The 19,490-nt window shown below is 63.7% G+C and carries 18 protein-coding genes; 12 read left to right on the top strand and 6 right to left on the bottom strand.

Going from position 1 to position 19,490, the window contains the following annotated elements:
* Window positions 1-33: 33 nt before the first annotated feature.
* Together ACNAOU_RS15030 and ACNAOU_RS15025 are read right to left on the bottom strand one after the other, a co-directional pair.
* Window positions 34-822, bottom strand: coding sequence for a PspA/IM30 family protein (locus tag ACNAOU_RS15030; RefSeq protein WP_018776485.1), 789 nt, complete (start codon window positions 820-822; stop codon window positions 34-36).
* 99 nt (window positions 823-921) lie between these two features.
* Window positions 922-2,979, bottom strand: a complete 2,058-nt coding sequence (locus ACNAOU_RS15025) for a TPM domain-containing protein (RefSeq protein ID WP_422757162.1) — start codon at window positions 2,977-2,979, stop codon at window positions 922-924.
* A gap of 321 nt (window positions 2,980-3,300) precedes the next feature.
* On the opposite strand from ACNAOU_RS15025, the gene ACNAOU_RS15020 reads away from it, so the two are divergent.
* The 6 genes from ACNAOU_RS15020 (at window position 3,301) to ACNAOU_RS14995 (ending at window position 9,766) form a co-directional block, all read left to right on the top strand.
* A complete protein-coding gene (locus ACNAOU_RS15020) occupies window positions 3,301-4,956 on the top strand; it encodes a S1C family serine protease (RefSeq protein WP_422757161.1) in 1,656 nt (551 codons plus the stop codon).
* A gap of 233 nt (window positions 4,957-5,189) precedes the next feature.
* The gene (locus ACNAOU_RS15015; RefSeq protein ID WP_035733182.1) at window positions 5,190-5,993 is read left to right on the top strand and encodes an electron transfer flavoprotein subunit beta/FixA family protein; all 804 of its coding nucleotides are present in this window, start codon (window positions 5,190-5,192) and stop codon (window positions 5,991-5,993) included.
* A gap of 14 nt (window positions 5,994-6,007) precedes the next feature.
* A complete protein-coding gene (locus ACNAOU_RS15010; protein ID WP_018776480.1) occupies window positions 6,008-6,961 on the top strand; it encodes an electron transfer flavoprotein subunit alpha/FixB family protein in 954 nt (317 codons plus the stop codon).
* Between the two features lie 5 nt (window positions 6,962-6,966).
* Window positions 6,967-7,746: a PIG-L deacetylase family protein gene (locus ACNAOU_RS15005; protein WP_018776479.1), complete on the top strand. Its 780-nt coding sequence runs from the start codon at window positions 6,967-6,969 to the stop codon at window positions 7,744-7,746.
* Window positions 7,747-7,820: 74 nt separating this feature from the next.
* Window positions 7,821-8,366 carry a gluconokinase gene (locus tag ACNAOU_RS15000; RefSeq protein ID WP_018776478.1) on the top strand — a complete coding sequence of 182 codons (546 nt, stop codon included), beginning with the start codon at window positions 7,821-7,823 and terminating at the stop codon, window positions 8,364-8,366.
* Window positions 8,363-9,766, top strand: a complete 1,404-nt coding sequence (locus ACNAOU_RS14995) for a gluconate:H+ symporter (protein WP_052247237.1) — start codon at window positions 8,363-8,365, stop codon at window positions 9,764-9,766. The genes ACNAOU_RS15000 and ACNAOU_RS14995 overlap by 4 nt, the downstream gene beginning before the upstream one ends.
* An 81-nt stretch (window positions 9,767-9,847) precedes the next feature.
* Here the strand turns inward: ACNAOU_RS14995 and ACNAOU_RS14990 are convergent, their stop codons facing one another.
* The 4 genes from ACNAOU_RS14990 to ACNAOU_RS14975 form a co-directional block, all read right to left on the bottom strand.
* Entirely contained in the window at window positions 9,848-10,681 is an 834-nt protein-coding gene (locus tag ACNAOU_RS14990; RefSeq protein WP_422757160.1) for an anti-sigma factor, read from the bottom strand.
* A 1-nt stretch (window position 10,682) separates the two neighbouring features.
* Window positions 10,683-11,399, bottom strand: a complete 717-nt coding sequence (gene sigK, locus ACNAOU_RS14985; protein ID WP_144401306.1) for an ECF RNA polymerase sigma factor SigK — start codon at window positions 11,397-11,399, stop codon at window positions 10,683-10,685.
* A gap of 77 nt (window positions 11,400-11,476) precedes the next feature.
* The gene (locus ACNAOU_RS14980) at window positions 11,477-11,944 is read right to left on the bottom strand and encodes a tRNA (cytidine(34)-2'-O)-methyltransferase (protein ID WP_039242162.1); all 468 of its coding nucleotides are present in this window, start codon (window positions 11,942-11,944) and stop codon (window positions 11,477-11,479) included.
* Between the two features lie 66 nt (window positions 11,945-12,010).
* Complete coding sequence (locus ACNAOU_RS14975; RefSeq protein WP_422757159.1) at window positions 12,011-12,949, bottom strand: J domain-containing protein; 939 nt, start codon at window positions 12,947-12,949, stop codon at window positions 12,011-12,013.
* Window positions 12,950-13,070: 121 nt separating this feature from the next.
* Here ACNAOU_RS14975 and ACNAOU_RS14970 point away from each other — a divergent pair, with 121 nt between their 5' ends.
* The 6 genes from ACNAOU_RS14970 to ACNAOU_RS14945 all read left to right on the top strand — a co-directional run bounded on the left by ACNAOU_RS14970 (window position 13,071) and on the right by ACNAOU_RS14945 (window position 19,489).
* On the top strand, window positions 13,071-14,003 hold the full coding sequence (locus ACNAOU_RS14970; RefSeq protein WP_422757158.1) for a diacylglycerol/lipid kinase family protein: 933 nt from the start codon (window positions 13,071-13,073) through the stop codon (window positions 14,001-14,003).
* A gap of 173 nt (window positions 14,004-14,176) precedes the next feature.
* Window positions 14,177-14,773 (top strand): hypothetical protein, encoded by a 597-nt coding sequence (locus ACNAOU_RS14965; protein ID WP_422757157.1) that lies wholly within the window; start codon window positions 14,177-14,179, stop codon window positions 14,771-14,773.
* A gap of 46 nt (window positions 14,774-14,819) precedes the next feature.
* Window positions 14,820-16,043 (top strand): cysteine desulfurase family protein, encoded by a 1,224-nt coding sequence (locus ACNAOU_RS14960; protein ID WP_422757156.1) that lies wholly within the window; start codon window positions 14,820-14,822, stop codon window positions 16,041-16,043.
* 129 nt (window positions 16,044-16,172) lie between these two features.
* Window positions 16,173-17,090 (top strand): LysR family transcriptional regulator, encoded by a 918-nt coding sequence (locus ACNAOU_RS14955; RefSeq protein WP_422757155.1) that lies wholly within the window; start codon window positions 16,173-16,175, stop codon window positions 17,088-17,090.
* Between the two features lie 153 nt (window positions 17,091-17,243).
* Window positions 17,244-18,587 (top strand): MFS transporter, encoded by a 1,344-nt coding sequence (locus ACNAOU_RS14950; RefSeq protein WP_210077069.1) that lies wholly within the window; start codon window positions 17,244-17,246, stop codon window positions 18,585-18,587.
* Entirely contained in the window at window positions 18,584-19,489 is a 906-nt protein-coding gene (locus ACNAOU_RS14945; RefSeq protein ID WP_018776467.1) for a shikimate dehydrogenase, read from the top strand. Before ACNAOU_RS14950 ends, ACNAOU_RS14945 begins: the two co-directional genes overlap by 4 nt.
* Window position 19,490 lies beyond the last annotated feature (1 nt).

The raw sequence follows: 19,490 nt of genomic DNA, 5'->3' as shown, positions 1-19,490 counted from the left end.
CAACGCGTGGAAGGGGGTACCCTCCCGTTCGGCCTAGAGTTTGTCGAAGTCAGCTTCGTCGACCGTCGCCTCGGCGGATGCAGGGGCTCCGGCGCCGATTGCCGGCTTGGAGCCGCCGGACTTCAGTGCAGCAAGACGGGCTTCGATCTCCGTCTGCTCACCAAGGTCCTCAAGCTGGTTGAATTGTGCGTCGAGACTGGAGCTGGCAAGCTCCTGCTGGCCGAGGACCTTGGCCTCTTCCCGGCGGATCTTTTCCTCGAAGCGGCCAACCTCGCTCGTGGGATCCATGATGTCGATGCTCTTGAGGGCATCGTGTACCTGGGACTGCGCGGCAGCCGTCTTGGAACGTGCCACCAGCTCATTGCGCTTGGCGGTGAGCTGGTTGAGCTTGTTCTTCATCTGGTCAAGACCGGTCTTGAGCTTGTCCACGACCTCGGTCTGGGACGCAATGCTCGGTTCGGCCGCCTTTGCCTCAGACTCTGCGGTCATCTGGCGCTGGATGGCCACCTTGGCCAGGTTGTCGAACTTCTGGGCATCCACGGTGTCGCCGGCCGCGCGGTACTCGTCGGCTTTCCGGGACGCGGCCAAGGCTTTGTTGCCCCAGTCCTGTGCGTTCTTGATGTCCTCGTTGTAGTCCGCCTGCAGCATCCGGAGGTTGCCGATGGTCTGTGCCACGGCGGACTCGGCTTCGGCAATGTTGTTCGTGTAGTCGCGGACCATCTGGTCCAGCATTTTCTGCGGGTCTTCTGCTTGGTCAAGCAAGGCGTTGATGTTGGCCTTTGCCAGCTGCGAGATCCGACCGAAAATGGACTGCTTAACCATGGTGTTGCCTTTCGTCCTGCTCAGTGATGCCCACTGAATTCAGTGATCAGTTGTTGTACCGCTTCTATGCGGGGCACGGACCCCACTTAGTCTCTAGGTCTAGAAGTCGCCACCGCCGCCGCCGTCGCCACCCCAGCCGCCGCCGTCGAAGCCTCCACCGGAGTCACCGCCGCCGCCAAAGAAGCCGCCGTCACCGCCGCCGCTGTTGTGGCCGCCGCCCCAGCCACCTCCGCCGCCATTCAGGATGGAGTTGATGAGGATTCCACCTAGGATTGCGCCGCCAAGGCCCCCGCCACCGCCTCCGCCGCCAAACATGCCGCCGCGGCCATAGCCTTGGTCGGCGTAGCCGAACTGGTCGACATCGGATTGTGCGAGCTGGGCGGCCTGTGCCGCCAGCGAGTGGGCCTGCTGAGCGTAGGTCAGCGCGGTCACCGGGTCATTGCGGGAGATGGACAGGGCGTAGTCGAGATTGCGCTGAGCTTCGGCCAGCCGTGTCCTTGCTTCGGTACCAACGCCACCACGGCGAGCCGTGATGTAGTCCGAGGTCGCACTGATCTGGGCCTGTGCAGCCATGATGGTTTGCTGCAGTGAAGCCTGCGCGCGGCGGGCCTGCTCCTGCTGATCACGGATCCCGGACAAGGACTGGTCCAAGGCCTGGTGGGCCGACTCAACACGGCTGAGGGTGGCAATGGGATCGATCTTGCCGCCTTGGATTTCGGTCTTCACCTGCGTCAGGGCAGCTTCCACTCCGGCCACCGGGCCCGCGAGTTCAGGATGGGCACCCGATTGGATCATCGCCCGGGCTTGGGCGAGGTCCTGGCTGGTCTCGGCTACGGCACCATCGAGGGAGGCGCGTGCTTCATCCAGGCTGCCGGCAGTCTTGGAGATGGCCTCGATCAGGATGTTGGTCTGGTGAAGGCTTTCCTCAGCAGCGCGAACGGCAACTGCTGCCATGCTGCTCTCGCCAGCTGTCAGCTTCTCCTGTGCCGTGGTTGCTGCGTTCTGGACGAACGCCAGGCGTTCCTTGGCCTGCAAAATGTTGTCGGAGACCTGGGTCAACGCGGATTCTGCGTACTTGGCCCTGAGACCGTCAAGGGCCTGCTCGGCGTTGGCGATCTTGGCGTCGGCTTCCTTCGCCCCGGCCGTCACTGCTGCCAAGGCCTGCGGCGCGTTTTTTTCCAGTTCGCGCAGGGAGTCGAAGTCAGCCTTCTGGTCACGCAACGACGCCAGGGCTGCTTCGGAACGACGGATGATCTCGCCGAGCCAGCTGCGCTGCTGTTCTTCAGTGTCCGGGATATGGTCGTCCAGTTGTTGCTGAAGCTTGAAGGACTCCGTCATGTGGCCCTTGGCCTCTTCCAGGGCCTTGGTGAAGTTGCCAATCGCGGTGTCACCGTACTGCGCCTGCGCAAAGCCCAGCTCCTGTTCGCTGGAGCGGATGGCGTCGTCTGCTTCGATGAGCAGCGAGCCGCTCTTCTGACGCAGTTCCGGGATGCTGAGTCCCGCGAGCGGGTCAAGTTGTTCGCCTTGCGGTCCGTAGCTGCCGCTGACAGCCTTGGTTCCGCCCTTCTTGCGTCGGTTACGAAGGTAAAGGTATGTACCGGCACCACCGGCCGCCACGACACCCACCCCGACGAGGACTCCAACACCGGCACTCCCATTGGGGACGGTTCCACTGCCGCCGCCTGCTGCGTCGCCAATGGCTGCGGCAGCGTCGATGACTGCTTGGGCGTAGTTGCCAGCGCGCAGCTGGGGGTCAATGGCCTTGCTGGTGATTGTGTCCCGTTGGGCGTTAGTGATTTTGCTGTTGCTGGGCTTGCTCAGCTGGTACTGCCGCGTGTCGGTAGCAACAGCGAGAACCAGAGCATTGGGACCCAGCTGCGCCTTCTCGGCCACATCCTGGGTCCATTGCACGCGATCGGTGGGATTCTCGAACTTCTTGACGAAGACCGCGTGCAGCGTCATGGCGTGATCCTTGCCAAGTTTCTGGATGGCTTCTTCGACCTTCGCCTTGTCACCACCCAGTACTCCCGCGGAATCCACGATCTTGGTGGTGGGATCAAGCGTCACCGGGCTCTCCGCCCAAGCCGCGCCGGCCGGTAGGGCCAACAATCCAGCCACGCCAATGACAGCGAGTACGCGTTTAAATATTGACCGCATGTGCAACCCTTCAGCACGTCTGCGACTGGAACAAGGCGTACCAATCGTCACAGAATGCTCAGCGCCCCCACGCATGGTGTAAAGCCGCAGGTCGCTGTGGCAATTCCTCTTGATTCTATGGTGCACCCCATGGCCCGTCCACAGGGGTGAATATGCCACCAGCGAAATATAGGAGAAACATGGATTGTTGCCTCGTTGAGAGGCATCTAGGCGGCCCCGCAAGCGCAGACCTTAGCCTTTCAGGAAGCTCCCAGCGAACGTCCCCTTTTGTTCCAGTTATTGGGTACATAGTTGTTGAAGACGAGGACGAAAGGAAGACCCATGACGGAGAACCCAGCGCAGGGCAACGGACCGGAAGGTCGAGAGCCATCACAGCCCCATGCAACGTCGGGCCAGCACAATGATGCCAGCGGGCACAACGATGGCGCCCAGCAGCAACCTGCCTGGACTTCAGGGCAAAACCAGGGCGCGGATGGCGCGTCCCAGGCCACGACGCCCCTGCCGGCGTTCCAGCCGCAGGCCCAGGACCAGCAGCAGGACCAGCAGCAGGGCCATGGCCAGCAGCAAGGCCAGCCGCAGAACCAGCAGCCCTACTACGGCACTCCACAGCATCAGGATCCGGCGCAGCGCCCCAACTACCCGCAGCACCAGCCCTTCTACGGTGGCGGAGCAAACCCGGGCGGCAACAACCCCGGCACACAGTTCCAGAGCACCCAGGGCCAGCACCCCCAGGGCCAGCACGCTCAGGGAGTCCAGCACGCGACCGTAACCACCAAACGCAAGCCCGCGTTCGGAGTGGGAACACTTGTGGCGAGCATGCTCGCAGCGGGCCTCATTGGCGGTGGAGTTGTCGCGGGCAGCAACGCGTTGTGGGACAACCCCGCGCCGGCAGCGTCCACGGGTGGCCAGTCCAGCACCGTCATCGTGAACAACAAGGATGATGTCAACGTGATCACCGCCGCGGCCGCCAAGGCTTCACCCAGCGTGGTCACCATCAAGGCCACCAGCGGAAATGAAGGCGGAACCGGGTCCGGAGTCATCCTGGACGATCAGGGCCATATCCTCACCAACACCCACGTCGTGACCTTGGACGGCGCTACGTCCAACGCCGCCATCGAGGTCCGTACCAGCGAAGGCAAGGTCCTGAAGGCAACCGTTGTCGGAACGGATCCGTTGTCCGACCTCGCCGTCATCAAGGTCAGCGACGCCTCGGGTTTGGTTCCTGCCACCCTGGGTGACTCGTCGAAGATCAACGTGGGGGACACCGCCGTCGCAATCGGTTCGCCCTTGGGCCTGACCGGTACGGTGACGGACGGTATTGTCTCCACCCTCAACCGCACCATCAGCGTGGCTTCCTCGGCAGCGCCGAAGGAGGGCACCGACAATTCGCAGGGCGGCGACCAGGGCTTCCAGTTTGCGCCGCCGAACGGCCAGCAGGGTCAGTCCACCGCCAACGAAGGTTCCATTGCCATCAACGTGATCCAGACGGATGCTGCGATCAACCCGGGCAACTCGGGCGGCGCGTTGGTGAACAGCAAGGGCGAGATCATCGGCGTCAACGTCGCCATTGCATCCGCCGGCAGCGGCACGTCCGATTCGTCGAGCGGCAACATCGGCGTGGGCTTCAGCATCCCGATCAACCATGCCAAGCGCGTGGCCCAGGAAATCATCGATTCCGGCAAGGCCAGCCACGGCCAGTTCGGTGTTTCGGTCCGGGCGAAGTCTGCGACCAGCAGCGACTCAGGGTTCAGCGTGGGCGCGGAGGTTGCCTCGGTGACCTCCGGTTCTGCCGCAGCAAAGGCCGGCATCAAGGTTGGGGACGTCGTCACGAAGTTCGGTGACTACGCTGTCAGCGATCCCAACCAGTTGACTGCAGCGGTGCGGGAGCAGCCCGCAGGCGCCAAGGTCAAGGTCACCATCCAGCGTGGTGGCCAGAGCCAGGAAGTCGAGGTCACCCTCGACGCGGCGCAGCAGTAAGGCCCGGGAGAGGCAAACCATGACGACGGCCGGCACCTTTGAGGTGCGGGCCGTCGTCGTGCCGTCCCGGCGTGGTTCCGCAGGACTGAAACAGGGGTTAACGCTGGGAGTGGTTTTCTGCGGGCAATATGCTTAGCTAGGACGAGCCCACGCGCTGGGCAATTCACGGCCACGCTGTTGCGGTTGGCCGTCCACAAGCATGGAAGGCTGCTTCGAAGACAGTGGAAGAGACATTGAAGATTGTCGTTCTGGTCAAGCACGTCCCGGACGCGCAGTTCGACCGGCATATCACCGGACCTGCCAACACAACCGACCGTGAAGAGAGCATCCTGTCCGAATTGGACGAGTATGCCCTCGAGGCAGCATTGCAGCTGGCCGAGGAACGCGGCGGACCGAAAGCGGGCAACGAGGTCATTGCCCTGAGCATGGGCCCGTCGGGTGCGGTCAACGCGGTCAAGAAGTCGCTGCAGATCGGCGCATATTCGGGAGTCCACCTCAGCGATGACGCTTTGGCAGGCTCGGATGCTGCTGCCACGTCGCTGGCGCTTGCCGCTGCGATCCGGCACCTCTCGGCCGACGGACGTCCGGTGGACCTGGTCCTGACGGGCATGGCATCCACCGACGGTGAGACGTCGCTGGTCCCGGCCCAGCTGGCCGAGCGTTTGTCCCTCCCGCAGGTGACCTTCGCGTCCAGCCTGGAGATCGCGGGCGGCCGGGTCACGGCACGCCGGGACGCAGGTCCCTACTCGGAGACGGTTGAGGCTGCGCTTCCGGCCGTTGTTTCGGTGACTGACCAGATCAACGAGCCCCGCTATCCCAACTTCAAGGGCATCCTGGCGGCCAAGAAGAAAAAGATCACCTCCCTGGCGCTGTCCGACATCGGTGTGGACGCCTCGCAGGTTGGCCTCGCCGGGTCCTGGACCGTGGTTGAGTCCGCCGAAGCGCGGCCGCCGCGCACTGCCGGCACCATCATCACCGACGAAGGCGACGCTGGCATCAAGCTGGTCGACTTCCTTGCCGCCCAGAAGCTGCTCTAAAGGGGACTCCAACCATGGCAAATGCACTTGTTTTCATTGACAACCCGGGAGCCGCTCTCAAGAAGAGCAGCCTGGAGCTCCTGACCATCGCCCGCTCGCTGGGGGAGACCGCCGTCGCGTTCACCGGCGAGTTGTCCGACGACGTCGCCGCCACCTTGGGTGCCTACGGCGCCACGACGGTCTACCGGCCGTCGACGGACGACCTCGATAACTACCTCGTGGGTCCCAAGGCTGCCTACCTGGCTGCCGCCGCCGCAGCGTCCGGAGCCACGGCCGTCCTGCTCGACAACTCTCCTGAAGGCAAGGAGATCGCCGCCAGGCTTGGCATCAAGCTGAACGCCGGAGTCATCACGGATGTTGTGGGAGTGGAGCCTGACGGAACCGCGCACAAGTCGGTCCTGGCCGGCTCGTACAACACCTCCGCGAAGGCCACAACAGCAGTGACGGTCCTTTCGGTCAAGGCCAACAACGTTGAACCCGCACCTGCCGGCGCTGCAGCTGCCCCCGCCACGGCGACGGTGGACGTCCCCGGCGACGCCGTTGCGAATGCGGCCCGTATTTCGGCACGGGCCGAGAAACCGGTCAGTGGCCGCCCGGATCTCAGCGAAGCCAGGATTGTGGTGGCCGGTGGCCGCGGCGTGGACGGCGACTTCGGTCCGTTGGAAGAGCTTGCGGACGCCCTCGGTGCCGCTGTGGGCGCTTCCCGCGCCGCCACGGACGCCGGATGGATCGGCCACGATGCCCAGGTGGGCCAGACCGGTGTCACGGTTTCGCCGCAGCTGTACATTTCCGCCGGGATCTCCGGAGCCATCCAGCAGAAGGCCGGCATGCAGACGTCCAAGGTGATTGTCGCCGTCAACAAGGACGCCGAGTCTCCGGTGTTCGAAATCGCCGACTACGGCATCATCGGTGACCTGTTCAAGGTCATCCCGCAGGCCACGGCCGAAATCAAGAAGCGGAAAGGCTGATCCCTTTGCCCACTGACGCCACGTCAGCAAAGAGCCCGTTCGATGCCTCCACGGAGCGCGTCGAGCGGGTGCTTTGTTTTACTGCCCATCCTGATGACATTGATTTCGGTGCCGCAGGAACCATCGCCGCGTGGACGGCCGCGGGCGTCCAGGTCAGCTATTGCATCATGACCGACGGCGACGCCGGCGGTTTTGATCCCGCGGACCGTGCCAGGATCATTGAGCTTCGGGCCGAGGAGCAGCAACGGGCTGCCGCGCTGGTGGGTGTCACGGATATCCACTATCTTCACGAGCGCGACGGCTATCTGGAACCGTCACACGGCGTCATCAAGCAGGTGGTGAAGCTTATCCGCGAAATCCGCCCGGACATTGTGCTGACCATGCACCCGGAACGCAACTGGGACCGTCTTCAAAAGAGCCACCCCGACCATTTGGCCGCGGGGGAGGCGGTGACCCGGGCGGTATATCCCGCAGTCGAGAATCCGTTCGCGTACCCCGAACTGGCGGAGGCCGGCCTTGCCGCCTACAAGCTTCCGTGGCTGTGGTTCATCTCGAGTCCGGAGTCCAGGGAGAACCATTTTGTGGACGTATCCGCCCATGTGGAGGCCAAGATCGAGGCCATTCGGGTTCACGCCAGCCAGCACCCCGATGTCGCCGGGATGGAGCGGGTGGTCCGGGGAATGATGCTGGCGAATGGAGAGCGGGGCGGCCTCCCTTCGGGAACCAGCGCTGAGGCATTCCACGTGGTGTCAGTCAACGGGTCCAGTACCATCGCCGGCTTCTGACGTTGCCGTGGTGTAACCCGTGTCATATGCTTGATCTCGGTTAAATCATATTTATTCGAGGAAGGCAGACTTTGATGGCGAAGACTGCGCAACAACCCGTGCTGGTGATTATGGGAGTCTCCGGCTCAGGGAAGTCCACCGTGGCCGGCGTACTGGCCGGCAAACTGGGATGGGATCTGGCCGAAGGCGACGATCTGCACCCCGAAGCGAACGTAGCCAAGATGCACTCGGGCCAGGCGCTCACTGACGAGGACCGCTGGCCCTGGCTCGGCATCATCTCGGAGTGGATTCGAGAGCGTGCTGATGCCGGAGTGCCGGCCATCATCACGTGTTCAGCCCTGAAAAAGAAGTACCGTGACGTGCTCCGGGGCGAAGGCGTGGTGTTCGTGTTCCTGCAGGGAAGCAAGGACAAGATTTCCGACCGTCTCGCTTCCCGGCATGGACACTTCATGCCGCCGTCGCTTCTGGAATCGCAGTTCGAGGCGCTGGAGGAACCCACGGAAGACGAGAACTACATCTCGCTGTGCGTTTCGGCCTCTCCTGCCGAAGAAGCTGAAGAGGTCATTGAACGCCTGGGGCTGCACCCTGTGACCGGGGACTCCGAAGCGGGCGTTAAGTGATTGCCCTCCAGACGGCAGCGCAGGTGCAGGAATGGACCGGGCACGACACCCAACTGCTTGTGGTGGCAGCGCTGGGCATTGCCCTGATCGTGGTGCTGATCGCCAAACTCAAGCTTCATCCGTTCCTGGCCCTCGTCCTGGGTTCCGCCTTCGTTGGCCTGGCGTCCGGTGTTGAACTGGGCAAGGTCATCACCAACTTCGAGGACGGTGTGGGAGGTGTCCTCAAGGAGGTCGGGCTGCTGATCGCCCTCGGTGCCATGCTGGGGAAGCTGCTCGCGGATTCCGGCGGAGCAAACCGCGTCGTGGACACCCTGCTTGCCAAGGCAAGCGGCAACAAGCTGGTCTGGATGATCACGCTGGTGGCCGTCATCATCGGCTTGCCGATGTTCTTCGAGATCGGGCTCGTCCTGCTGCTGCCCGTGATTGTGCTGGTGACGCAGCGATCCAAGATGAAACTCATGAGGATCGCGATCCCGGCGCTGGCCGGCCTGTCCGTACTGCATGGGCTTGTGCCTCCGCACCCGGGACCGTTGATCGCCATCAGTGCTGTGAAGGCCGAACTTGGAACTACCCTCGGCCTGGGCATCCTGGTGGCAATCCCCACAGTCATCATCTGTGGCCCGCTGTTTTCGCGTCTGGCTGCACGCTGGGTTCCTGTCGATGCGCCGGCTGTGGCTGGCGGTATTGATACCCAGCACACGACGGACCTCAGCGAGGTCAAGCGCCAACCTTCGTTCGTGGTCACCCTGCTGACCATCATCTTCCCGGTCGTCCTGATGCTGCTGAAGGCCCTGGGCGGCATCATCTGGCCAAATCCTGACACCGCACCGGCCATCCGGATCTTCTTCGACTTCGTCGGCCAGCCGCTGGTGGCCATGACCCTCGCGGTCCTGGTGGCCATCGTGACCTTCGGCTATGCCGTGGGATTCACGGGCAGCAGGATCACGGCCAAGCTGGGTGAGAGCCTTGGTCCGATTGCTGCGATCCTCTTGATCGTTGGCGCAGGCGGCGGTTTCAAGCAAACGCTGATCGGTGCCGGTGTGGGTGACGCGGTGAAGAAATGGGCCGAGGGCGCCAACATGTCCGTCCTGGTGCTGGGCTTCATCGTTGCCGTAGCGCTTCGCCTCGCAACCGGCTCCGCCACGGTGGCAACCGTGACAGCTGCGGGCATTGTGGCGCCGCTGGCCAGCAGCCTGAGTCCGACCCATGCGGCGTTGCTCGCGTTGGCAATCGGTGCGGGTTCGCTGTTCCTGTCCCACGTCAATGATGCGGGGTTCTGGCTGGTCAAGGAGCTCTTCGGGCTCACCGTAGGCCAGACCTTCAAAACGTGGTCCGTGATGGAGACGCTGATTTCGGTAGTCGGCTTCGGCTTCGTGATGCTCCTGTCGCTGGTGTTGTAGCTCCAGGAACCAGCCGGCAAACAATGACGGCGGCCGTCCCCAAGGTGGGACGGCCGCCGTCGTGCATTAATTCCTTGCGCCTCAGGTGCTGAGGGCGACCACCAGGACCGGAGCGCTCGTGGGAGCCTGCGACCCGCCGGCCGGTTCAACGGTGATGGCAACGGACGACGCCGAAGACAAGCCCTTCACCACCGCCGGCTTCGAGAGCGTCTGGGCGTCCATGGTGCCCTGCGGAACCGGCGCGGAGCCGTCCTTGGGCAGCGTCCACAGCTGGTAGACCTTGCCTTCAGGAGCGGGGGCCACCCCGTCCATCAGGACCACGAACGAATCCTTGGCCGATGACGCGGAAATCGTGGCAGTACCGCCGCCGGGAACAGGGGCGGACTGCTTCTGCACATCCTGCGCCTGCAGGACCTGGTTGACGGGATCGTTCTGCGCCGAGACATAAGCGCCCACGCCGATTCCGCCGAGGCCGATCACTGCGGCTGCCGCCACTCCCACGATCCAGCGGCGTGCACCGCCGGCCCGCTGCCGCACTTCGCGTTTGGCCCTCGCCGCTGCGAGGTCGTCGACGGCGGGACTCACCGCGGCCGGTGCCGCCGGTTCCGCAGCTGCCGGGGCCGTTGCCTCCTGGGTTATCCGTTCCATGATGTTCCCGAAGAGGCCTGCGGGAGGCTCGTCCTGGGCGGTGAAGCTCACCGCCAGGGTTTCGCGTGCCTCGCGGACCCGCTGGAAGAACTCGGCTCCCTCGGGAGCGTCCTTGACGTAGTCGTCAATCATGGCCCGTTCGTCGTCACTGACGGCGTCCAGGGCGTAGATCTCAGCGAGTTCAAGCACTCGGCCCTCAGCGAGATCTGTAGCGATGTCGTTGGCAAACATTCTGCGGATAAAGCCTCCACCGGAGTTCTCAGTCATATCAGCCCACCCCCAGGCAGGTCTTCAGGCGCAGCAATCCGTCGCGGATGCGCGATTTGATGGTCGGCACGGCCGCGCCGAGATGTTCAGCCACTTCCCGGTAGGTCAGCCCGCCATAATAGGCCAGACGGACGGATTCACGCTGGGTGTCCGTCAAGGTACCGAGGCAGCGGCTGACGGCTTCGGCCTCGAGGTTGCTGTCTGCTTCCTCGGCCACCAGGTCCCGGTCCAGGTCCTGGCTGGCGGCGCCGTAGCGGGCCTCGCGGTCTGTGGCTGCCTGGACAGCCCGCACACGGTCGATGGCCCGGCGATGGGCGATGGTCATGAGCCACGCAAGCGGCGTTCCCGCGCTGCGGTCGAAATTGGCCGCACCCTGCCACACCTGGATGTAAACCTCCTGGGTGGCGTCCTCACTGAGGTCCGGGTCTATGAGCACGCGCCTGGCCATGCCGAAAACACGCCGCGAGGTCAGTGCATAGAACTCGGCGAATGCCTGCTGGTCTCTTGCTGCCACCAGCTCAAGCAGGCCGGTCAACTGCGTATTGAGGTCAGTGGCAGTGCTGGTAGCTTCGAAGACCGGTGGGCCGGGGTTGTTGGGGGTGTCCATTACAGTCCAGCATATGTTGTCGCGTCTGAATCCGGCAGCACTGCGGGGTCGCGTTGCGGGTGCGGCGATATGGCCGTGTTGTGTTAAGGCCCTGGTCTGCAACGCGCTCACGGAGGCTCCCTCAATGAATGTCCCTGACAGGATTGTCCCTGCGTAAGGTATTCGGTGCTGTGGCCGCCGTGGATGGGCTACACCTTTGCGCCGGCAAAACCGTTCTGCCGCCATGCCTCGAAAACGGCGATGGAGGCGGCATTGGCAAGGTTGAGCGAGCGCAACGACGGCCTCATGGGGAGCCGTACCCGTGCAGTGACATGCGGGTCCCGTTTGAGCCATTCCGGCAGGCCCACGGATTCGGGTCCGAACATCAGCACATCACCAGGGCGGTAGTCGATGTCTGTATAGGACGTCTCGCCGTCGGAGGTATAGGCGAAGACCCTCTCGGGCTGCAGGGCTTCCCAGGCGGCCTCGATGTCTTTGTGGACTGTGACGACAGCGAGGTCGTGGTAGTCCAGGCCGGCCCGCCGAAGCTTGGCATCGGAAAAATCGAAACCGAGGGGCTCCACCAAGTGAAGCTCGGCGCCCGTAATGGCGGCGAGCCGAATGGCGTTGCCGGTATTGCCCGGGATTTCTGGAGTGTGGAAGAGGATGCGGAACACCGTCCCATCTTAGTCAGGCGTGTGTTGGACACCTGACACAGGCCGGGAGCCAGGGCATGCCAGGAGCTAGTGCATACCCCGAAGCAGCCTGGCCAACACGGGAACCACAACCGTGTTGGGCGCGGGTCCCGAACCCAGGAATTGCTTCAGGCCACGGACAAGACCTGCGCCGTTGACAATCTCGACGGCGCTGCCCTGGCCCTTGCCGTAATGATCAATGACGGGCTCATGCAGGTTGCCGTCGGGGCTGTGCAGGACTACCCAGCCGGTGACGTTCAACTCCGGGAAGATGTCCTGCATGTGGCGGACAATGTGGGCTAGTTGCGGGGGAGCGACCGAGCGGCCGCCATGGCGCAATGAATGTCCGTCCCAGGCGTATGCGCCCTTGGGCAGCAGCATGGAACCAACCAATGCCAGCCTGTAGCCGGACAGGACAGCGTGGTCGATGTGGTTGTTGTCCGACGGCGAGCGCAGGCCGTTTATCAGCCGGGCGGCCGGGATGGCCGGGAGGACCTGGCGGCTGATGAGCTGCACCGTGCGCATTTCCCGTTGGATGCGGGCCTCGGCGCCGAAGATTCCGCGTTTGCGGGGGAGGCCGTGGACTTGTTGGGCCGCTTCGGCTGCCGAAACAAGGGGGACTTCGTTGGGGTCGTCGAAGGCGGGAACGTAGACCGGTGGATCGCCGGCAGTGTTGCGCCGCGTTGGAGGCCGCTTGACGTTGGTGCTTGCCGAAGGTCCTGGCGCCGCCGTGCCCGAATAGTCTCCGGGCCGGGCCTGGGCGCGTTCGGTGGTACCGCTGGCATAACGGCGATCGTACTCGGCCCTGCGCCGGGGGTCGATGAGTGTCTCGTACGCGAGGGTTACGCGCCGGAACATCTCTGCCTCTCCACCGTGATCGGGGTGGGCTTTCCGGGCAGCCTTGCGGTAGGCCACTTTGATCTCTTTGTCCGTCGCGGTGACGGCTACTCGGAGAACCTGATAGTGCGAACTGCTGCCCTCGGCCAAGCACGGGCCCTTCTCTAGTGATGACGGCCGCTCCATCGGGGCGGTATTGGCAAGTTTATCCAGCCACTATGTGAACGTCGGCACGGGGGCGCGTGGTTCCCCGGCTGGCATAATTCGGGCTGTGACTCCTCCGGAACGTTCCCGGCCCTCCGTGGCGCAAGGAAAGATTGTGCTGGCCGTAAACCCGGCGGCTTCTTTTGGCAGGTCCCGCGGGGCGGGGGACGAGGCCGCAGAGTATTTTCGCGCCGCCGGTTGGACCGTCGTCGTTCTTCAGGCCGGCGGCTATGAGCCCTTGGGTGCGCTGGTGCGACAGGCGCTGTTCTCTGATGAGGAGGTGGCGGCGCTGGTAGTGGTAGGTGGTGACGGAATGATCCACTTGGGCGTCAACGCGCTCGCAGGCCTGGAGGTGCCGCTCGGGATCATTCCCAGTGGAACGGGCAATGACGTGGCCAGGCTTTTGGCTTTGCCGTTGAACAGTCCCGCTGGTGCATGCCGGCGGGTCCTGGACGCCATGGCGGAGGGCGGACGGAGGATGGACGTCGGCAGGGTCAGGGCAGGAGGGAAGATCACCTATTTCGCGGGGGTGCTGTCGGCCGGGTTCGATGCCGCAGTGAACGAGCGCGCCAACTCCTGGCGCTGGCCGCGGGGGAAAAGCCGTTACAACCTGGCCATGCTGAGGGAGCTTGGGTCTTTTCGCCGGATTGAATACAGGGTCTGTGCTGACGGTGTGAGTTGGAACCAGCGGGCGTTGCTTATTTCCGTGGCAAACGGGCAATCCATCGGCGGTGGCATGCGCATCACCCCGGATGCCTTGCCGGATGATGGCTGGCTTGATCTCTTCGTGGTGGAGCCGTTGTCGCGGCTGAAATTCCTTTCCATTTTTCCGAAGGTCTTTGCGGGCAAGCACACGGGCAGGCGCGAGGTGATGATCCGCCGCGTCCGTGAGGTCCGGTTGGAGGCAGAGGGAGTGGTGGCCTACGCGGACGGTGAACGGCTTGCGGCGTTGCCGGTGGACATCGATGTCCTTCCGCTTGCGCTGCACGTCCTTGCCTAGATTGCCTTGCCCAAGCGGAGGATTCCTTGCGGGCGGCTAGACTCGGACGCGGCAGGGCGCAGTCAGGCGGCAGGGCATAGAGGCGGGAGCATCAGTTGGCGTTTAGCGTTCGACGGCGGCTGGCGGGGTCAGTTGCCCTGGGAACCGTGGGCGTCTTGCTCGCTTCCTGCAGCGTGAACGTACCCGACCCTTCAGCGCCGAAACCGGCGCCGTCGCAATCCACTCTCGCCACTCCAACCATCACGCCAGGGCATGATGCAGAGGCCGTGGCCGCGAAGGACTTGCCGTTGGCGGCGGGGGGCACTTTGGCTCCCGGTGATCCTGTGACGGTGTCGAGCAAGCTGGAGGAGGTGCCGGGCTGGTCTGTGGTGCACTCAGGCCTCCAGGGCGAGGCCCGGTTCAAGAAAGCAGACGGGTGCACGCTCGCAGCACGTGTCAGCGTCAACCAGGGCCCCTTGGTTGTGGCAGGTGACGATGTTGCCTCCACCAAGGGACTCTTTCATTACCTTGATGCGGGAATTGACGTGGAGAAACTGAAGCCTGCCACATTGCGGTGGGGTCAGGACTCCGATAAACCGGTTCGCAGCGTGGAGTTCCTGGCGTTGGAGTCCTCCGCAGCCTCAGGCGGCAGTCCAGTGGTGGTGCTGGCCAGGCTTTTCAGCGCTCCCGCATCTTCGGTGTATATCTCCCTGGCCTGTCCGGATGACGCTTCCCTGGCCAAGGCCCGGGCCGAGGTCGAGACGAAGCTGGCGGTGGTTCCGCCGTCGTAGTGGGACGACACTGAGCGCCGGGGCGCGGCATCGGTAGAATGGCAAGGTGCCTGTATACCTTGACCATGCCGCCACCACGCCGCTTTCGGCGGAAGCGCTCGCCGTCATGACACGCGAGTTGGCGAAGACGGGAAACCCGTCCTCCCTCCACGGTGCCGGCCGCAGGGCGCGGCGCGCCGTCGAGGACGCCCGCGAAACGCTCGCCGCCGCGGCGGGGGCCCATCCTTCGGAAGTCATCTTCACTTCGGGTGGGACAGAAGCCGACAACCTGGCCGTCAAGGGACTTTACTGGGCCCGCCGTGACGAAGACCGCCGCCGGACCCGGATACTCTGTTCCGCCGTCGAGCATCATGCGGTCATGGACACCGTCGAATGGCTTGAGCGCCACGAAGGGGCGGACGTTACGTGGCTTCCTGTGGACAGCGAAGGCGCGGTCCGGCTTGACGTCGTCCAAAAGGAGATCAGCCGGGATCCCGAATCGGTTGCCCTGGTAACGGTCATGTGGGCCAACAATGAGGTTGGCACCATCCAGCCGGTCGCCGACATCGTGGAGCTTGCCAGGCCGCACGGCATTCCGGTCCACTCGGATGCGGTACAGGCTTTCGGATCCGTTCCCGTCGATTTCCGGGCCTCGGGACTGTCTGCCATGTCCGTGTCGGGACATAAGCTGGGCGGCCCAGTCGGTGTTGGTGCACTGTTCCTTGGCAGGGCGGTGAAGCTGACTCCTGTCCAGCACGGGGGAGGGCAGGAGCGGGACGTACGCTCCGGCACTTTGGACACCCCCGCGGTCGCCGCTTTCGCCGCTGCAGCAGAAGCCGTCACCGCAAAGCTGCCAGAGGAGCGGGATCGACTGGCGGCGTTGCGTGACCCTCTCATCCGGGGAGTCCTTGAAGCTGTTCCAGACGCCGTGCTCCGTGGCGCCACGGGTGAGCGCCGGCTTCCCGGCAACGCCCACTTCACCTTCCCTGGCTGCGAAGGCGATTCACTGCTGTTCCTGCTTGACCTGGCAGGCGTTGAGTCCTCAACGGGTTCGGCGTGCACGGCCGGAGTGCCGCGGCCCTCGCACGTCCTGCTCGCGATGGGACTGGACGAGGACACCGCCCGTGGTGCCCAGCGCTTCACGCTTGGACACACGTCCACTGAAGCTGATGTTGAAGCCCTTCTGAAGGCACTTCCGGAAGCTTGCTCCAGGGCGCGGCAAGCAGGGATGGCAGGTCATGAGTCCTCCATCCAGACAGCGGCGACTGTCGCCCGGCGGGGTGTGGCCTAAGCCGCCACTACCGTCGGTCCATCCAGGCAGGAATTCGTCGAGGGGAATGTCCGGGTCGTTGGCGAGCCGGCTTGTGTGTGCTCGAAGCCTGCACCCTGTTGGACGGTGCAGAGGGTACATTCTGAAGTCATGACAGAGATCCGCTGGTTGGAAGCGTTTGTCGCCGTCGCCGAAGAACTCCATTTCGGCCGTGCCGCGCAGCGCCTGCATACTTCACAGTCACCGCTGAGCCAGACGATCCGGAAGCTCGAGGCGGACCTGGGGTCCCGCCTTTTTGAACGCAACACCCGCAGCGTTGCCTTGACATCTGCCGGGTATGCCCTCCTGCCGCGCGCGTACCGGGTACTTCAGGAAATGCGTCTGGCCCGGGAAGCGGCGCAGGCCGAAATTGAAGGCGTCAGGGGCAACATCAGGATCGGATTCTCCGGAGCGGTCAACCATCTGACCCTCCCGCCACTGACCCGTGCCGTGAGGAGGCGCCATCCGGACATCACGATGGACCTCATCAGCAGTGTCCGCACCACGGACGGATTGGCCAGCGTGGCAAACGGCACGTTGGACCTCGCCTTTGTCGGCCTTCCTGACGCTCCTGTCCCCGGGGTGGTGACGCGGCTGGTTGCAAGCGAGGAAGTCGGCGCGGTAGTGCCATTGGATCATCCGCTGGCGCAGGAAAAATCCATCCCTTTGCAGGCACTGGCGTCCGATGACTTCATCTCTCCGCCACTGGATGGTTCGTCCTCCATGACCGAAGTGATGCTCGCATCCTGCATGGCGGCCGGCTTCCGCCCGCGTATCGTCCAGGAGCTCTCGGACCCCTACATGGTGCTGACGTTCGTGGCCGCAGGAGTGGGGGTGACACTCATGAGCAACGGGATATCCGGGATCATCCCCTCCGGCGCCACCTACATTGCCTTGGACCCGCCACGGCACTTCATGAATCACTCCATCGCTTGGTCGGAGGAAAACGATTCCTCCGTGCTTGCGGCCGTGCTCGCAATCATCGAAGAGATATTCCCGGAGATCCCAAGGCCACCGCACATCATTTAGTTGGTTTTCAGCATAGTTATAGATCAATTTAGTCGTGGACACACTAAGTGATCGCCCCCACACTGGATGGAGAAGCCGCACCAAGCGCGGCAAACCGTTCCGCAGCCGGCCCGCCCGACGCTGCCAACGGTCCCGTTACCAGAAGGGAACACCATGTCAGTGTCGACATCGGCGCCAGCACAAACCAAGAACAACGCGAAAATCGCAGCAGTTTCAGGGTTCGTTGGCAGCGCACTTGAGTACTACGATTTCTTCATTTTCGGCTCTGCGGCAGCCCTGATCTTCGGCAAGCTGTTCTTCGCACCCGGCCCCTCGGCGATGCTGCTGTCTTTCGCCACCGTTGGGGTTGCCTACATCGCCCGCCCGCTGGGTGCGGTGATCTGCGGCCACCTGGGTGACAAATTCGGCCGCAAAAGGATCCTGCTGCTCACCCTCCTGCTCATGGGCGCTTCAACGTTCCTCATCGGCTGCCTGCCCACGTACAACGACATCGGAATGGCTGCGCCGATCCTGGTTGTGGCGCTCCGTCTCATCCAGGGCCTGTCCGCCGGCGGTGAATCACCGGGCTCAAGCTCCCTCACCCTTGAGCACGCACCCGAAAACAAGCGGGCTTTCTACACCAGCTGGACCATGAGCGGAATCATGTTCGGCATCGTCCTCTCAACCCTGGTGTTCATCCCCGTCGCGTCGATGCCGGAAGACCAGTTGCTTGCGTGGGGCTGGCGCGTCCCGTTCCTCGCCAGCGCTGTCGTTACGGTCATTGCCTTCGTACTCAGGCGGCTGCTGGAAGAGCCTCCCGTTTTCGAGGAAGCCAAAGCCCAGGACGAAGTCGTCAAGGTTCCGCTCGTCACGCTGTTCCGGCACCACTGGATCACGGTCACCCGCGTCACCGCGATGTCGTTGTTCACCATCATCAACACCATCATCAACGTCTTTGCCCTGTCCTACGCCACCTCCGTCGTCGGCGTTGACAAGGGCCTGATGCTGACAGTCATTGCCGTCGCCAACCTTGCCGCTGTGGCCATGGGCCCATTGGCCGGCATCCTCTCGGACCGGATCGGCCGCAAACCCGTTTTCGTCTCCGGCCTGGTGCTGCAGATCGGCATGATCTTCCTGTTCTTCATGGCATTGTCCGCAGCAAACCTTCCGCTGATCTTCGTCACGGGCATCCTCCTGATCGGCGTTGCGTACACCTGGTCCAACTCCATTTACCCCGCATACTTCCCGGAGCAGTTCCCGGTGAAGGTCCGCTACTCCGGCATGGCCATCAGCCTGATGTTCGGACTGCTCCTGGCAGGATTCGCACCCGTCATCTCCGAATTGCTGATCGGTGGCGACAAAGGCAACTGGGTTCCCGTCGCAACATTCGCCGCCGTGGCCTGCGCCATTTCGGCCGTCGCCGCGCTGCTGGCACCGGAGACGTTCAAGACGCCAACGGCCATGCTCGGACTGAAGAAGACAGCCCCTGCCGCAATTGCCGATAAGTCACGGGCATGAACCAGCGAACACTGGCGGACCCCCGTGGATTCCGGCACGACGGCGATGGCAACCATCGGTTCCTGGTGGGTTTGCTTGGCTCAGGGATTGCCGGGTCCCTCACTCCGGGCCTGCACGAGACGGAAGCCGACCGGTTGGGACTTAACTACACCTACCGCGTCATCGATCTGGACGTCATAGGACAAGCCGCGGAAAACTCTGCAGCGCTCGTCAGGCAGGCAGCCGATCTGGGATTCGACGGCCTGAATGTCACCCATCCGAGCAAACAGCTGGTGCAGGACGGCCTGGACGAACTCTCCGCGGAAGCCCGGATCCTCGGTGCCGTCAACACCATCACCTTTCACCAAGGCAAGGCCGTCGGGCACAACACAGATCACACCGGTTTCATCGCGGGTCTCCACGCCGGCCTCCCAACGGCTGCCACCGATTCCGTAGTGCTTCTCGGGGCTGGGGGAGCCGGGGCAGCGGTGGCCTTCGGTCTGCTCCGCAACGGAACCAGGCACTTGGTGATCTCCGACATTGAGCCGGCCAGGGCCGAAGCCCTTGCCCTTCGGTTGTCCCCGCACTTTCCGGACAGCCGGCTATCGGTGGACGGAACGGATGCCGTCGCCGGAAGCATCAGGACAGCCACCGGTTTGGTGAACTCAACGCCGATCGGCATGACGGGCCACCCTGGACTGCCCATCGACCCCGATGTGATCCACTCCCGGCTGTGGGTAGCCGACGTAATCTACAGGCCGCTCGAAACCGAACTGATCAAGGCAGCCCGTGCCAAGGGCTGCAAAGTCCTGGACGGCGGCCGCATGGTGGTGGGCCAGGCTGCCGCAGCCTTCGAGCTCTTCACGGGCATTCCCGCCGACGCCGAGGGCATGCTGGCCACGTTTCGACGGGAGGTCAGTTAGT

Origin of the sequence: Paenarthrobacter sp. C1 (genome assembly GCF_049315185.1) — a bacterium.
Taxonomy (GTDB): Bacteria; Actinomycetota; Actinomycetes; order Actinomycetales; family Micrococcaceae; genus Arthrobacter; species Arthrobacter nicotinovorans.
The sequence above is the reverse complement of the archived record's forward strand: the minus strand, read 5'-3'. Positions and strand labels throughout refer to the sequence as shown.

Bases quoted from the DNA above. Each gene is read 5' to 3' on its own strand.
- ACNAOU_RS15030 (WP_018776485.1), bottom strand. From the start codon at position 822: ATGGTTAAGCAGTCCATTTTCGGTCGGATCTCGCAGCTGGCAAAGGCC.
- ACNAOU_RS15025 (WP_422757162.1), bottom strand. From the start codon at position 2,979: ATGCGGTCAATATTTAAACGCGTACTCGCTGTCATTGGCGTGGCTGGA.
- ACNAOU_RS15020 (WP_422757161.1), top strand. From the start codon at position 3,301: ATGACGGAGAACCCAGCGCAGGGCAACGGACCGGAAGGTCGAGAGCCA.
- ACNAOU_RS15010 (WP_018776480.1), top strand. From the start codon at position 6,008: ATGGCAAATGCACTTGTTTTCATTGACAACCCGGGAGCCGCTCTCAAG.
- ACNAOU_RS15000 (WP_018776478.1), top strand. From the start codon at position 7,821: ATGGCGAAGACTGCGCAACAACCCGTGCTGGTGATTATGGGAGTCTCC.
- ACNAOU_RS14990 (WP_422757160.1), bottom strand. From the start codon at position 10,681: ATGACTGAGAACTCCGGTGGAGGCTTTATCCGCAGAATGTTTGCCAAC.
- ACNAOU_RS14955 (WP_422757155.1), top strand. From the start codon at position 16,173: ATGACAGAGATCCGCTGGTTGGAAGCGTTTGTCGCCGTCGCCGAAGAA.
- ACNAOU_RS14950 (WP_210077069.1), top strand. From the start codon at position 17,244: ATGTCAGTGTCGACATCGGCGCCAGCACAAACCAAGAACAACGCGAAA.
- ACNAOU_RS14945 (WP_018776467.1), top strand. From the start codon at position 18,584: ATGAACCAGCGAACACTGGCGGACCCCCGTGGATTCCGGCACGACGGC.